The organism is Microcoleus sp. S36a_B3 (assembly GCF_036700745.1).
In the GTDB taxonomy this organism is placed as follows: Bacteria; Cyanobacteriota; Cyanobacteriia; order Cyanobacteriales; family Microcoleaceae; genus Microcoleus.
Map to the genome: position 1 here is coordinate 325,828 of NZ_JAUBPN010000001.1, position 15,364 is coordinate 341,191.

At 45.1% G+C, this 15,364-nt stretch carries 14 protein-coding genes; 11 read left to right on the top strand and 3 right to left on the bottom strand.

Features of this window, described 5'->3' with window-relative positions:
* Positions 1–9: 9 nt before the first annotated feature.
* Positions 10–1,581, top strand: coding sequence for a DUF2079 domain-containing protein (locus QUA01_RS01440; RefSeq protein WP_333089760.1), 1,572 nt, complete (start codon positions 10–12; stop codon positions 1,579–1,581).
* A 108-nt stretch (positions 1,582–1,689) separates the two neighbouring features.
* The gene (locus QUA01_RS01445; RefSeq protein ID WP_333089759.1) at positions 1,690–3,126 is read left to right on the top strand and encodes a DUF2079 domain-containing protein; all 1,437 of its coding nucleotides are present in this window, start codon (positions 1,690–1,692) and stop codon (positions 3,124–3,126) included.
* A gap of 138 nt (positions 3,127–3,264) precedes the next feature.
* Here the strand turns inward: QUA01_RS01445 and cas6 are convergent, their stop codons facing one another.
* Positions 3,265–4,389 (bottom strand): CRISPR-associated endoribonuclease Cas6, encoded by a 1,125-nt coding sequence (gene cas6 / locus QUA01_RS01450; RefSeq protein ID WP_333089757.1) that lies wholly within the window; start codon positions 4,387–4,389, stop codon positions 3,265–3,267.
* Positions 4,390–4,690: 301 nt separating this feature from the next.
* On the opposite strand from cas6, the gene QUA01_RS01455 reads away from it, so the two are divergent.
* The 6 genes from QUA01_RS01455 (at position 4,691) to QUA01_RS01480 (ending at position 10,485) form a co-directional block, all read left to right on the top strand.
* Entirely contained in the window at positions 4,691–5,053 is a 363-nt protein-coding gene (locus QUA01_RS01455) for a ferredoxin-thioredoxin reductase catalytic domain-containing protein (RefSeq protein ID WP_194012549.1), read from the top strand.
* 268 nt (positions 5,054–5,321) lie between these two features.
* Positions 5,322–5,723, top strand: a complete 402-nt coding sequence (locus QUA01_RS01460; RefSeq protein ID WP_333089755.1) for a DUF309 domain-containing protein — start codon at positions 5,322–5,324, stop codon at positions 5,721–5,723.
* 43 nt (positions 5,724–5,766) lie between these two features.
* The gene (locus QUA01_RS01465) at positions 5,767–6,900 is read left to right on the top strand and encodes a hypothetical protein (RefSeq protein WP_333089752.1); all 1,134 of its coding nucleotides are present in this window, start codon (positions 5,767–5,769) and stop codon (positions 6,898–6,900) included.
* A 586-nt stretch (positions 6,901–7,486) separates the two neighbouring features.
* Positions 7,487–7,963, top strand: a complete 477-nt coding sequence (locus QUA01_RS01470) for an LptA/OstA family protein (protein ID WP_333089750.1) — start codon at positions 7,487–7,489, stop codon at positions 7,961–7,963.
* 442 nt (positions 7,964–8,405) lie between these two features.
* A complete protein-coding gene (gene lptB / locus QUA01_RS01475) occupies positions 8,406–9,134 on the top strand; it encodes an LPS export ABC transporter ATP-binding protein (protein WP_333089748.1) in 729 nt (242 codons plus the stop codon).
* A gap of 184 nt (positions 9,135–9,318) precedes the next feature.
* The gene (locus tag QUA01_RS01480; RefSeq protein WP_194068637.1) at positions 9,319–10,485 is read left to right on the top strand and encodes an LptF/LptG family permease; all 1,167 of its coding nucleotides are present in this window, start codon (positions 9,319–9,321) and stop codon (positions 10,483–10,485) included.
* A gap of 495 nt (positions 10,486–10,980) precedes the next feature.
* Here the strand turns inward: QUA01_RS01480 and QUA01_RS01485 are convergent, their stop codons facing one another.
* Together QUA01_RS01485 and QUA01_RS01490 are read right to left on the bottom strand one after the other, a co-directional pair.
* Positions 10,981–12,345, bottom strand: coding sequence for a hypothetical protein (locus QUA01_RS01485; RefSeq protein WP_333089745.1), 1,365 nt, complete (start codon positions 12,343–12,345; stop codon positions 10,981–10,983).
* A 40-nt stretch (positions 12,346–12,385) separates the two neighbouring features.
* Positions 12,386–12,523 (bottom strand): hypothetical protein, encoded by a 138-nt coding sequence (locus QUA01_RS01490; RefSeq protein WP_194068633.1) that lies wholly within the window; start codon positions 12,521–12,523, stop codon positions 12,386–12,388.
* A gap of 235 nt (positions 12,524–12,758) precedes the next feature.
* Here QUA01_RS01490 and pgl point away from each other — a divergent pair, with 235 nt between their 5' ends.
* The 3 genes from pgl to QUA01_RS01505 all read left to right on the top strand — a co-directional run bounded on the left by pgl (position 12,759) and on the right by QUA01_RS01505 (position 15,106).
* On the top strand, positions 12,759–13,478 hold the full coding sequence (gene pgl / locus QUA01_RS01495) for a 6-phosphogluconolactonase (protein ID WP_333089740.1): 720 nt from the start codon (positions 12,759–12,761) through the stop codon (positions 13,476–13,478).
* A 205-nt stretch (positions 13,479–13,683) separates the two neighbouring features.
* Complete coding sequence (locus tag QUA01_RS01500; protein WP_194012556.1) at positions 13,684–14,532, top strand: FHA domain-containing protein; 849 nt, start codon at positions 13,684–13,686, stop codon at positions 14,530–14,532.
* 82 nt (positions 14,533–14,614) lie between these two features.
* Entirely contained in the window at positions 14,615–15,106 is a 492-nt protein-coding gene (locus QUA01_RS01505) for an FHA domain-containing protein (RefSeq protein WP_194068628.1), read from the top strand.
* Positions 15,107–15,364: the final 258 nt, after the last annotated feature.

Here is a 15,364-nt window from a genome sequence, read left to right on the forward strand (position 1 = left end):
CCCAACAGAATGCTAACTTTAAAATCCACAAAATTCCATCCAGTATTTTTAATGATTGTCGTGACAGCGATAATCTTATTTGCTGCCAGCAGCGCGCGACACGCATTGTTTCATTCAACTGCATTCGACTTAGCAATTTTTGACCAAGCAATTTACTTAATTTCTCAAAATCAAACGCCATTTTCCTCATTAATGGGAATTAATATTTTAGGCGATCATACAGCGTTTATTTTCTATCCGCTAGCTTTACTTTACAAAATATATCCCGATGTTCACTGGCTGTTATTCGTACAAGCTGTTTCCTTAGCTTTAGGTGCTTGGCCTAGCTGGAGTTTAGCACGTCAAGCGGGATTAAACGAATCAAAGGCGATCGCCATTGCAGCAGTTTACCTGCTTTATCCCGCAGTATTTAACGTCAATTTGTTTGACTTCCACCCCGAAGTAATTGCTGTGCCGGCAATCTTAGCAGCAATCTTAGCAGCCAGACTCGATAAAATCCTGTGGTTTTGTGCCGCCACAGTATTAATTTTAAGCTGCAAAGCCGTATTATCTTTAACCGTCGTGATGATGGGTGTTTGGCTGTTTTTCTTTGAAAAAAAGAGCAGGTGCGGACTCATCGCTATATTTCTCGGCGCGGCTTGGTTTTTGATAGCAACTCAAGCAATAGTACCGTATTTTAATCAAGGAAAACAGCACGCAGGTGTGGGGCGATATCACTATTTAGGAAACTCGGTTTTTGAAATAGTTGTTAATTTAGCGCTGAAACCTAGCTTAGTAGCCAATCGCCTGATTTCAGTAGATACTTTGGAATATTTGATTTTGTTATTTTTGCCCGCACTCTGGTGGATTTCTCCTCGGCATCTTTCGCCCTTAATTGGTGCTTCGCCGATGCTATTGATGAATATTCTTTCCGATATTGACGCGCAGAGAGATTTGATTCACCAATATGTTGTGCCGATATTTCCATTTTTATTAATTGCTATAATTGATACGCTAGCAGACAGACAAAAAAGAGGAAGTAATTTCTGGAAAAATGTAATTAATTATCTGTGGAATCATCACAACTGGATGCCGCAAATCTGGACGAAAGCATCGCAGCGTATTTCGATTAAATCTGTTAAACGTATCTGGAATCACCGGATTTGGGTTCGCCAAAGCGGGAAAAGTGGCAAATTGCTATTTACTAACTCTTTGCTGTCAAAATTGTTAATTTTGTGGTCGCTGTTAACTTTTTTAGCTTTGGCTAAGTACGGTTATTTTGGAACAATTTATTTAGAGTCTCTCGATACTTGGCAAGCTACGCGACAGGCAATTAACAGAGTGGAAACAAAAGGCAATGTGTTAACAGATAATTCCCTAGCAACTCATCTCGCTCACCGAAAAACAATTAAATTGCTGCATCAAGTTGCTAACGGACAAAGTTTGAATGAATTTGAGTATGTACTGTTAAATTTGCGCCATCCTTGGCCGGATACTGCCGATACTGCTGCGAGTGTCGCGGCTCAACTTAAAAATTCTCCTAACTTTAAGATAACCTATCATGAAAATGATGTATTTTTGTTTCAAAAAATCACCAATTAGTAAACTTATTGCAATAATTATTCATCGCTCAAAACCAACCGCAAATTTAAGGCAGAGAAACAGAGAGAAACGCAGATAATTTTAAGATAATTTGGGAATGAATACAATATGAACAATTTTAAGCATCTAAAATACGAGCCTGTAATTTGGTCGATCGCCCTTTTTGTGCTAATATTTTTACTATGCAGCAGTGTACGCCACGCCCTGTTTGAATCCAACGCCTTTGAACTAGGAATTTACGACCAAGTAGCGTATCTAATCAGTCAGGGACAAACGCCGTTTTCCTCATTTCTCGAAATTCACCACATGGGAAATCACGCCGCTTTGGTGATGTATCCCGTGGCTTTGCTTTACAAAATATATCCCGACGTTCATTGGCTGTTGCTAGTCCAAGCAGTTGTTCTAGCATTGGGTGCTTTGCCAGTCTGGAGTTTGGCCATTCAAGCCGGATTAAATAATAGCATATCTCGGGCGATCGCCTGTATTTACCTTCTCTATCCATTAGTCTTCAATGTCAACCTCTTCGACTTCCACCCAGAAGTAATTGCCCTACCAGCAATGCTAGCAGCAATCCTAGCCGCTAGACTCAATAAAACCCTGTGGTTTTGTGCTGCTATCGTCTTAGTTTTGAGCTGCAAAGCCGTGTTATCTTTAACTGTAGCTGCAATGGGACTGTGGCTGTTGTGTTTCGACAAAAAACGCAATTGCGGACTCATAGCTCTATTTTTAGGTGTCGGTTGGTTTCTGATAACTACTCAGGCTGTGATACCGTATTTCAATCTGGGAAGAGAACACGCAGGAATCGGGCGATATCAATATTTGGGACATTCAGTTTTAGAAATTGCTGTTAACTTAATATTGAAACCAAATCTAATTTTAGGGCATTTGTTCTCGCTTGATACTTTTGAATATTTAGCCTTATTAGTATTGCCTGTAATTTGGTGGATTTCCCCGCGCGGTTTGACACCTTTAATTAGCGCTTTGCCGATGTTAGCGATGAATATTCTTTCGGATATTCCTGCCCAGCGAGATTTGATTCATCAATACTCTATTCCGATATTACCATTTTTGTTAGTTGCCGTAATTTCCAGTTTAGCAGATAGAAATCAGTATCAAGGAAAGATAATATTTGATAGATTACCAATTCCTAATTATCCATTGCCGAAAATCATTGTAATTTGGTCATTGATGGCTTTTTTAGCTTTAGCCAAATACGGCTATTTTTGGACTATTTATTTAGATTCCCTCGACACTTTACCAGCTACCAGAGAAGCAATTACTTTCATCAACACAAAAGGCAGCGTTTTAACAACTTCTCACGTAGCTCCCCACTTAACGCACCGCCCCGTGGTAAAGTTAACTGAGGCTAAGACACCTCCTACAAGCCTCGCAGAATTTGATTATGTCTTGCTGAATCTGAGGTATCCCGGCTGGATGAGCGATCGAGCTTTTGTACAAAACCTAGTAACTCAACTCGCCAACAATCCCCAATTTAAACTCAAATATCAGCGGGATGACATATATTTATTTACTAAAAGTCAGTAGTCAGTAGTCAGTTGGCAGTTGGCAGTTGGCAGTTGGCAGTTGGCAGTAGTTAACAGTCAACAGTCAACAGTCAACAGCTAACAATTCCCAATTCCCAATTCCCAATGCCCAATTCCCAATTCCCAATGCCCAATTACTTTAATCCTCCACTTTCAAAGCCCTTCTTGCCAACTTCACGTAAGTTTTCACAGTTTCATAGGGCATTTCCAAATCAGCAGCAATATCAAACAAAGATTCTCCCAATTCCCGGCGCGCCAAAATCGTCGCCCAAGTTTCCGCAATCTCAGCAGCCCGAGTCCCGCCTTTACGCTTTCTGATCTCCATAAACTTCTCTGTCAATTCATCTATTCGCGCCGCCAAAATACTTTGTATCGACACTTCTGTCACCGATTCTGTCAGCCATTGCGTCCGCGTTTGTCCCAAACCAAAAGTTGTTTTGTGCCCCGTGCCGCAGTAAGGTGCTAACCGCCCCAAAGCATAAAATAATTGTACAAAATCAGGGCGATTTTGGCCCGATCGCCCGATCGCAAATTCCACAGCCCCAGTAAACCCCGTCACCATGCCTTTTTTGCCCGCCGCCACCTTCTGCGACTCCAACTTGTGGCCACTAATAATTACATTTTCATCAATCCAATTCATAAATTCGGCTTGGTCAAAAATTACCCCAGAAAAGTTATTCCAGCGGCGTAAATAACTATGAAAAACATTTTCAGGAACCGGGAGAGGGAAGTGATGACCTTTGCTGTGAAAGCTTGTTGGAGTTACAAAACTAAGTTTTACGTTGCGCGATAATGGTAATTCTGCTGTTAGTAATTGCTGGTAAGTTGTGGGAGCAAAAGCAATTTCCCAAGAGCGAATGAGTAGCGGAGCATTTCGCAAATATATCTCTTCGGGCAAATTTTGCAGCCACTGACTCAGCCACTGCACTACTCGCTTTGAAAGTCCCGTGACGTACCAGCGATAAATACGATCGCCCGCAAGCTGAAATTCTTTGCCACTAGCGGCTAAATCACCTTCCAATCCCGAAATCGTAAAGGCTTTTTCTGACTGATCGTCGTGCAACAGCAGCGATAAATCCGGGTCAGTTTCCTGTACTTGATGCAAAAACCAAGCGTGCAAACCTATGGCATATTGCGCGTACAGAGAGCTAGCAGCGCGGGGAGTCAATTCAAACACTAATCCGACTAACTCGGTGTCAGCGGGCCAAATCAGCGCAGCAGAAGCAGATTTTTTGCGGGGGGTGGGGTCGGGGGAAGTTGCCATGAGATGCCAGAAACAGGGACAGCGCTGTGATATTCTATCTTGTTTGTATCCCCTTTGGGGGATGTTTTTTTCAGGGCGGGCGATCGGTCAAATCTTTGGGAGGCTCCAAAAACCGGGTCATGGCCCTGTTTCCCCAACCGTCCGGGATGCGTAAAAAATCCTTACAAAACCCACAACCTAAAACTCAATTTTTGTCAAGGTTTCCTCTTGGTAAGTAAACAGAAATATACAAGTGTTTAAAATCACATTCTGCGATACAATTGTTAAAAGCTCGTAGCATCCTCAACTCCGATCCTGAACTATGAACACAACAGAAAAATCTAAACTCTCCAACGAAAAAACCTTGGAGGCAATGAAGAATTTCTCCGAAACCTACGCCAAGCGCACCGGAACTTACTTTTGTTCCGAGCCTTCTGTCACTGCTGTCGTCATAGAAGGACTAGCAAAGCACAAAGATGAACTAGGTGCTCCCCTATGCCCTTGTCGCCATTACGAAGATAAAGAAGCCGAAGTAAAAGCCGCCTACTGGAACTGTCCTTGCATTCCCATGCGCGAGCGCAAAGAGTGTCATTGTATGTTATTTCTGACACCAGATAACGACTTTGCTGGAACTAATCAGGAAATTGGCATGGATCAGATTCAAGCTGTCAGAGAAACTATGTAATCGGTTAAGTAGGCGGTCGTAAATTGATAGCAGTTTTGACAACAGGTCGTAATTTTTCCTATTTTTAAGACTTAGCTATTCACAAAACCGATCGCCACTCTACGCTCTAGAGCATTCCTCACTTAGGATATCTACAAGTATTGTAGATTTTAGATTGTAGATTTTAAATTGGGATTGATGGATTATTAATACATAGATTAATAGATTGTCAATACCTCATTTTTTAGAGAAGGCTGTATCCCAATTCAAAATTTCCAATCTCAAATAAATGACAGAGGAAATGCCGGACGAATTTTGGCAAAGTATCGAACAGTTTAACAGCCAAGACTTTTACGCTTGTCACGATACTTTAGAGGCTTTGTGGATGGAAGCGGGCGAGCCGGAAAAAAAGTTTTATCAGGGAATTTTGCAAATTGCTGTAGGGCTTTATCACTTAAGCAATCAAAACTGGCGCGGTGCAGTAATCTTGCTCGGAGAAGGTATAAATCGGCTCAGTTATTATCAGCCGATTTATGCTGAAATTGCTGTTGAAGATTTGCTCCGACAAAGCGCTAAACTATTGAGCACTTTGCAGCAAGCCGGCCCGGAAGCAGTAGCTAATTTTTTACCGTTGTTCGCAGGTACAGAAGTTGCAGGCTTGCAATTGCCGCGAATTATCAAAGTATATTGAAGATTGTAAGGGGTTTTACTAAGTTATTAAATGACTCATTCTAATGACTAATTCTTTTGACCTAATCTCTTTTATTGCGGGCTTGATATGTATTCAAACCCTCTGGCAACTGTTTCAGCAATGGCCAAAATTTTGGGATACCCAAGTAACTTTCAAAGATCTAGAGTTAGCCCAGCGGTTGGCTACATTTGTTTTGATACCCATTGGTGTTCTGTTGCATGAAATAGGGCATAGTCTGGCTACTTGGCAAGTAGGAGGAACAGTATCAACCTTCCAATGGCGATTCTATTGGGGCTATATAGTTCCATCAGGAAATTTTAGTCCTGTTGATTATTGGTGGATTGCCTTCAGCGGAAACCTTGTATCTATCCTTCTAGGATTACTGCCAATTCCTTTCATCCCTTATATCCGCAAACGAATTGTTGGAGAACTGCTTTATAGTTATGTCTGTATACAGTCAATTTACAGTTTAGTCGCGTATCCTGTAATGTCCTTTGGTTTGCGTGGAGGAGATTGGGTCAATATCTATGACTTTACTGTTCAACCTTACGCATCGCTAACTGCAATTGTTCACGTAGGGTTACTGTGCGGATTGTGGCAATTATATCACAGCCGGAAAGCTATCTACTGGCGATTAGCTCGTAACCCCCATACCCTAGAGACATGGGAGAAATTAAAGCTAAATATAGGTAACAAATCAAATGACTTGCAATCATATCTGAAACTAGCCTATTTTTTGGTGGAAAATAATGAAATTCATGAAGCAAAGAAGGTTGCCAAGAAAATTTTTCAAATTGTAACTCATGACGATAAAGTGCAAATTTTTAAAGTAGCTATCGACTGCGCTAGTCAAGCATATCGAAGAGCGATTAAATCAGGTAAGCAATTACTGAATACCGATCTTTCATCTGAAGATAGACTACATATTTATCGAATATTATGCTTTTCTCTTTACAAAATACGCCGACTACCGGAAGCACTTTCCTACGCAAATCAGGGGTTAACCGTAGATCCTACAGACTATAAACTTCGATGTTATAGGGCTATTGTGTATCAGATGCTGGGGCAACACCAAGAAGCAAGAGCAGACTTAGATGTAGCATTAGGGAATGCTCCTGATGAGGATAGCCGCCAAGAGTTACAAGAGTGGCTAACCCAGTATTTGAAACGGGTCTAGCTGAGCATCAAGGAAGCAACCCAACACATCTTTACAGCAGAGCTAGTGGGAGCGTCGGCGTTGTGAAAAAGGTTATTTGCAGCCGCTGAATTTTGTCCTTACATTTTTCCCGACAGGTGAAACCCGATCGCACTAGCGATGCGGAGCATTATCGCCCGCAACTTCGGCCGATCGATCGCTAGCTTTCCCTATCCTAGAAAAATACAGCCCCCGCCAATGCTCAAATGAAATGAGATGGCAACTATTTTAAAGAAAGAACCTAATAAATCAAAATTTGCCGAACTCACTGCGGACAGCTAATGCCTTAGTACCTAGAGAGGTTATCCGAAACTTCCCGATGCGAGCAACCGTCAAAAAACTTGCAAATCCAGCAAATCAGCCAAACACCTCGTGAAAATGGCTATTGTCTTGCTAGGATAATTGGTTGATGCTTTCGGGCTGGTCGATCGACCTGACGAGAATATTTCTGGCCGTTAAGATAAAATACCTAACTAAATCGGGTGTGGTGGATTTAATCTCCATAGAGACAAATCAGGGGTTGGAAAAGGCCCTTCAGCAATTTCACATATTTTGAGGCTTGCAAGCTATGATGCCCTCCGCTAAACTACTTAATTCGCGCATATTCAAAGGATTGTCGCTGCTGTTGCCCCTGACTCTGGCCGGCGCGATTGTCTCTCCCACCTATTCCCAAACCGCGCAGCCCCGAACCCTTTCCGTGCGATCGGACATTCAAGAAGCCGACTCCAAAACCGGCATCGTGACAGCCCGCGGCAACGTCCAAATCAACTATCCAGCCCGCCAAATCCAAGCAACAGCAGCTCAAGCTCAATACTTCAGCCGCGAACGCCGGATCATTCTCAGCGGCGACGTTTACGTATTGCAGCAGGGCAACAGCCTGCGCGGCGAAACCGTGACATACTTGATCGATGAAGGCAGGTTTATTGCCCTCCCAGACAATCCAGGACAGGTAGAATCAGTCTATCTCGTTGCTCCCGAACAAGATGCAGCAGCCCAAAATACGATCGGCCCCAAACCGCCGGCCAGTTCAACAGCACCCAAGTAACAGCCCTCCCCATAGCAGCAAAATTTATCACCAAAAACATCAATTGTTGCATAGCTACTTCGGACAATAATTTTTACCGAAATTCTTGTGGAACGGGCATCCTGCCTGTTCCTGGATCGGAGTTTAAATGCGCGACGCCTGAAAGCTGAGAATAAATGCAAAATTTAGTCTTGAAAAAAGTAAAAACCTGAAGATTGTCAAATATCCACTTGAGGGGCGATCGCACCAACCAGCAATCTGAAATTTAACAGGCAAGTAAATCCACCTAATTAAACGTAAAATTAGGTATCGCTCACAGGCTGGCTGTGTACTTATTCTTCCTTCTTTTAACCCTCCGAGCGAAGCCCTTATAGCCTCATGCCTGATGACTGATGACTGATGACTGATGACTGATGACTGATGACTAATGACTAATGACTTCTAATAATTTGCCTCGGCAAGTATGAAAATTGTACTCGAAAATATTCACAAATCCTACGGAAAACGCAATGTAGTTAGTCGCGTCAACCTTTCCGTAGCCCAAGGAGAAATCGTAGGACTGCTCGGCCCCAACGGTGCCGGCAAAACCACAACATTTTACATAGCAACCGGATTAGAAAAACCCAATCAAGGAACTGTTTGGCTCAACGATTTAGACATCACTAAAATGCCCATGCACAAACGAGCGCATTTGGGAATTGGCTATCTCGCTCAAGAAGCCAGCATTTTTCGCAACATGAGCGTGCGCGACAACATTTTGTTAGTCCTAGAACAAACTCAAGTGCCTCGTGGGGAATGGAAAGATCGAGTCGATTTCCTGTTGGAAGAATTTCGCTTACAAAACATAGCATCCAGTTTGGGAATTCAAGTTTCGGGGGGAGAAAGGCGGCGGACTGAACTGGCGAGAGCACTAGCCGCTGGGCGAGACGGGCCGATGTTCCTATTTTTAGACGAACCGTTTGCAGGCGTAGATCCGATCGCCGTAGATGAAATTCAAACGATAATTGCCAAACTGCGCGATCGTAAAATCGGCATCCTGATCACCGATCACAACGTCCGAGAAACCCTCGAAATTACCGATCGAGCCTACATCATGCGAGACGGTCAAATATTAGCCTCTGGTGCCGAAGAAGAACTCTACAGCAACCCATTAGTCCGGCAATATTACCTAGGCGATAGCTTCATGCGGTAGTCTTGTATAGCAACCGCCAAAGGCGCGCCAGACAGATTCAGTAGGGGCGGATTCGCCTAGATATAAATATCCCAGTCCAGATATCTATAAATCCGCCCCTCCACAACCATACAAACACAATACAGAAATTTAAAATTGATAATTTAAATTGTAGCTTGAGGAGCAACAGCAAAAACGCCAAACTATGAAAATAGCAATCTCCAAATCTTTCAATCCCCTCAACTGGCTGCCGAGAATCTCAGTAATGGACTGGTACATTACCAAAGAATTAATCGGCCCGTTTCTATTTGGAGTCGGACTCTTTACATCCGTCGCCGTCACAGTTGGAGCCTTATTTGAATTAGTCCGCAGAGTAACAGAATCCGGCCTCCCCTACAGCGCCGCCCTAGAAATTTTTCTGCTGCAAATTCCCTACTTCGTAGTATTAGCTTTCCCAATGTCAATGCTGCTAGCAACCTTAATGGCCTACAGCCGGCTCTCCAGCGACAGCGAACTCATCGCCCTCCGCAGTTGCGGAGTTAGCGTTTACCGACTGGTAATGCCCGCAGTCATTATGAGTTTAATTGTTGCCGGCTTCACCTTTGCTTTGCAAGAGTTAGTCGTACCAGCCGCCAGCTACAGAGCAACTGTAACTTTAGACAGAGCCCTGAAGCGAGAAAAACCAACATTTCAAGATCGAAATATTATCTACACAGAATTTCGGAAACCCGAAAAAGGCGGCGAAGAAACCCTGTCCCGCTTTTTTTATGCAGAACAGTTTGACGGCAAGCAAATGAAAGGTTTAACAATTATCGATCGCTCCACCCCAGGCCTCAATCAAATCGTTTCTTCAGAATCAGCTACTTGGAATCCCTCAGAAAACACCTGGGATTTTTACAACGGAACCGCTTATCTTGTCGCTCCTGACGGCTCTTACCGGAATATAGTTAGATTTCAACACCAGCAGTTACAACTCCCCCGCACGCCCTTAGATTTAGCAGCCAGAGTGCGAGATTTCAAGGAAATGAATATTGCTCAAGCTTTAGAGCGTTTAGAAATCCTTAAAAACAGCGGCGATGTACCGCAAATTCGCAAACTCAAGGTGCGAATTCAAGAAAAATATGCTTTTCCTTTCGTGTGCTTGGTATTTGGTTTAGTGGGAGCAGCTTTGGGAACTCAACCGCGCCGTTCCGGCAGAGGAACGAGTTTTGGGATTAGTGTAGTTGTAATTTTTACTTACTATGTATTTTCTTTCATCACCAGTTCTATGGGCGTAAAAGCTGCTTTGACTCCGATTCTTTCGGCTTGGCTGCCCATAGCCTTTGGCTTTGGAATCGGCGGATTGTTGTTGGTGCGAGCCGCCTCTAGGTAATTTATCTCAAATTAGTCATTAGTCAGTAGTCATTAGTCAGTAGTCAGTAGTCATTAGTCATTAGTCATTAGTTAGTGGTCATTAGTTAGTAGTCATTAAGCTGTTCTGCATTTAAATTTTATGTAAAAAACAATAAAAATCTTGTGGGTTGTCCCGCCCGCCCTGAATATGCAATTTAAAAGCGCGACAGCTTAAGCACCTCCTACAGTCCTCTATCCTGTAAGTTCCGCGATAAAAGGAGGCTCTTCCTCGCCTATCTGCATTACCAGGCAGAGCGAAGGTAACGAGCAATCGCTTAAGTTATTAAATTTTCATTTCTTAGTCATCAGTTAGTAGTCATTGGGAATTGGGAATTGGGAATTGGGCCGCAAAGCATTGTTTTTTTTCCAATTTTATTTGTGACTGGCAACCAATAACCAGCAACCAATAACCAGCAACCAATAACTAACAACCAAGAACCAAGAACCAATAACCAATAACCAATAACCAATAACTTTAAGGATTAGCAAAAGTATTGATTTCACCGCCGCCAATGTAGCGTCCCGGTGTCAGCGATCGGGGTGTAGAAAAAGGTTGCGGTTGAATTTGCTGCCCCTGATTATTGTTGTTTTGAGGAACAGCTCCAAAATTAGGCTGACCAGGTAAGTTAAGCTGATTTGATTGAGCTGGTTGAAATTCAGAATTCGCTGAATTGGGAGAGACTTGGGGGTTAATTATTTTGCTTTCCCCGATCGCACTTGGAAAAGAGGATTGACGGACATTGGGAAGTAGCGGTATGGGCCCTGGTACGACTGCTGGAAGTGCCGCGGGTTGAACTTCCGGTGCTACACCGGAGCCATATAAATTAGTTTGATAGGGATTTTTTGGCATCGCTACAGTTGCAGGCGCAGTATTAATTTCCCCGAGGCTGGGTACTCTGGAATTTAACCGGGCAGATGATTCAGGGGTTGTAGCTGTTGGGTTTAAGAATTGTGGAGATTCGCCGATTATATTTGTTTGAATCGCAACTGAGGGAAGTGCTACCGGAACATTCACAGGATTTGCTCTCCCTTGAGCTGTAGCGGCCGCTGGGAGCAAATTTGCCGGATTTGCCGGAGACTCGCTCGAAGCCGGTCGATCGAGCAATTGAGCTGAGGAAGCCGTGTTTTCAGTAGAAGTCGCCGTTGCCGAAGTGTTAGTGGCGAGGTATTTTTGCATAGCTGCTTGCAACGGACTCAAAGCCAGGGGCGCGTCGTTTTGTTTGCCAGAATTAGCACCGCTCGACTGCTGCGATAAAGTGCTTGTCGCTGTACCAGCAGACTCAGGAAAGCCGATCGTTTTTATCCCTGAAACGATCGCCCCACTACCAGATAAACTCAAAGCTGATGCGGCGTTTGAACTTGGCAAGCTGGAATTTAGCGGATTATTGTTTTGGAACCCGGCATCAGGATTTGCTAAATTTGGCAAAGTCAACAATCGGCTCGTGGCTTGCTGCTGCATGGCTGAAGATGGCTGGGACTTTTCTGATCCACCAGCGTTAATTTCGTTGAATAAACCTGGGCCTTTGACTACTGATGAATTTAATAAACTCAATTCAGAATTAGACTGATTGAACTGATTGATTAGCACCGGCAAGCTGTCGATTTCAGCAGCAATGGCGCTATCTTCAGCAGACAATCCGGGTAGCGAAGCTTGATTGTTTGAGGCTGCTACTTCTTCGCCATCTATGCTTAACCTTTCTGGATGTACGGAGACTTCCCAGATAAATAATCCGCCCGCACAGAGTACGGCTAACGGAGCCCAAACCGCTGGTTGCGTCCAGTGGCGCAACCGGGCTATCAGATAGCGGACAGATGTAGGGAATCGCTTAAAGCTTGACATAGTTTTGCTTTCATCCTGTGCGGACTTAAAACTATTTTTCCTAGTCTACCACAGGAATCTTGATGATTTTTGCTTTTTGGGGGTGCGATCGAGCTTGCGATCGCAAGTTGCTACAGACATATAGCGGTTCTCCAGCGTGGTGAGGTATGCCCAATCCCTCCGCTTCGCGCTCGCCCAATGCCCTGCTTGACCAATGCCCTATGTCCTATGCCCCATAGTACCTCATACCAGAGCACAGAACAGAAAGGCTATATATGCCACAAGAATACAAAGCCCGCTAAGAATGATAAAATCCGACTTGACGCGGTGTTGAGGCTTCCAAGCGTGGCGGCCGATCGACCCGATCGCAAAATTTCAAAGCAAAATTGGCAATTGCCGATCGCCACACGCAGAAGAAAGTTAAAAGGAAATAAATGCAAAAAATAGTAGAAGTATTAAAAAATCGAGAAGAACTCATAGAGCGCTCCCTCGCGGTTGTCCTGTCGAAAATCGCAGCAGCCATCGCAGAACGCGGACTTTGTACGATCGCCTTAGCGGGCGGAAGCACACCAGAACCGCTCTACAGATCGATCGCCAGCCAACACCTGCCTTGGGACAAAATTCACGTTTTCTGGGGTGACGAACGCTACGTTCCCGCAGAACACCAGGACAGCAATCAAAAAATGGCGCGCCTCGCGTGGCTCGATCGCACAAACATCCCCGCCAGCAACATCCACCCGATGCCCACAGGCTCCGGCGACCCCGCAGCCGATGCCTCAGCACACCAAACTCAATTGCAGCAGTTTTTCAAAGTATCCCACGGCGAGTTTCCCGCTTTCGACATCATCCTGTTGGGCATAGGAGACGACGCCCACACAGCCTCTCTATTTCCCGGCACACCAGCCTTGCAAGTCCGGGACAGCTTAGTAACTGTCGGCAACAAAGACGGTGAACCCCGCATCACCTTTACAGTCCCCTTAATCAACCGCGCCCGCTGCGTCATCTTCATAGTCGCAGGAGCCAGCAAACAACCGGCCCTAGCTCAAATTTTTGCCCCCGCAGCCGACCCCATGACCTATCCGGCCAGACTCGTTCAACCAGAGGGCGAACTTTGGTGGCTGCTCGATCCCGCCGCCGGTGTTGCCCTAAAATAGCCCGGAAAGCTTGCGCCGTCGCAGTACAGTCAGCACATCGCTAACTTGATTTTGCCCCTCACCGCCAACGTCGCGGTGCGGAGTCAGTTGCTAGTATTGGCTAAGCAGTATAAGAATTGTGGCGGTTAAAGTTAAAATTTGACCATATACCTAGTATTTTTTATGAGGCTGATTTGAAAATCTGGCCGATAGCAAGGAGAAATCGATGATTGTCTGTCCCAATTGCAATCACCAGAACCCCGACGGGGCCAGCCAGTGCGAGGCTTGCTACACGCCTTTACCCGTTACCGCAAGTTGCTCGAACTGCGGTGCAGCGGTTCAGACAGATGCAGCATTTTGCGGTCAGTGCGGCTTTAACTTGCGTCCGGGTTCCACAGTTCCAGAAGAAGTTGAGGTGACAGTACCGTCAGCCTCGACGGTGGAGCCTACAGTGGTATCGCCGCCGGTGCCGGATTTAGCGCCCACCGCACCCATGATGGCAAGGGAACCTTTAGTTACGGCAAATAAGGCACTCGACACCGAACCCCTGACGGCAGCGGAACCTTTTGTCACCCCAAATCTGGGGCCGAACTTAGAAAAAATACCCGCCAGTATTCCTACAATTCCAGATCCGCCGCCTTTACTCTCGGTTCCTGTTACAACTGAATCGGCGGCAACTGCAGTAAATACTTCTCCCCCGGTTCCCGCCCCACAGCCAGCGGGTGTGGCTAAAACTCAACTGCAACAGCAATCGGCGCGCCTGATACACGTTCAGACAAATACGCCGATAGAATTGCCTCACAGTCTTTCTGTGGTTCACATAGGCAAGCCAAATGACTTAGTGCCGCCGGATATTGATGTTTCTGGATTTGCTAATTCTGAGATTGTTTCTCGGGTACACGCAAATCTCCGGGTGGAGGGAGATGCTTGCTACCTAGAAGATGTAGGCAGTTCTAACGGCACTTACGTTAACAATACTCCTCTGCCAAAGGGAAACCGACACCGGTTGCGAGCGGGAGACCGCATCTCTCTGGGGAAAGGAGACCTGGTTACGTTTCTATTTCAAATCTCTTAGATCGAGTTTGGATTGGGCGATCGAAAGTCTAAAATCTAAAATCGCATCTTGAGGCGCTCTACCAAAACTCAATGCTGCCAATGTGATTAAGCTGACCTTGCTACATCCACTCCAGTCTATACCCGTCCGCAGTTGGATCTTTGAAGACGAGCAGGTCGTCCGGATCGGGCGATCGAACGAAAACCACGTCGTTCTTTTTAGCGCTGTGGTTTCTCGTCGCCACATCGAATTGCGGCGCAGCGGCATCAGTTGGGAACTGATCAATTTAGGTACCAACGGCACTTACCTCGATGGTAAGCCGATCGCCAAGGTTCCTGTTGTAGACGGTCTGATCGTTCACTTGGCTCGATCGGGCCCGAAAATTCAAATCAATGTCGATCCAAATCAGCCCTCTGTCGAGTTAGGAGTTCCTAGCGTCAAGCCAAGGGATGTTAAGGCAATTCACGCTCCCTCCTTGGGCGCGCCCCTGAGCACGATTCCTCTTCGCGACCAAAAAGAAGTTGGCACTTCTAAAGAAGAGGATGACTTAACGGAGGCAGAAAAAACTCCAAATTATTTGGAAGAAGATTATTAAATCAGTATCTTTGGCTACAGCTCAAAAATGACTGCAAACCCGTTCGTAAAAACCTACCAAAATCTGGACACAAGTAGAAACTTCTACCACAGAGTAACGAACGTGCAGGTTAAGGCTTTCTTAAGCCTACGTTGGGAGGGTAATGACACCAGAAAATAAACGCCAGTTTTCTGCCCTGTCGAACTAGGTTAAAAAGTAGTGGCGAAAGGTTGATAAGCCCGTGCCTAGTTCCTAACAAGCCCTCTCAACATTACCGAG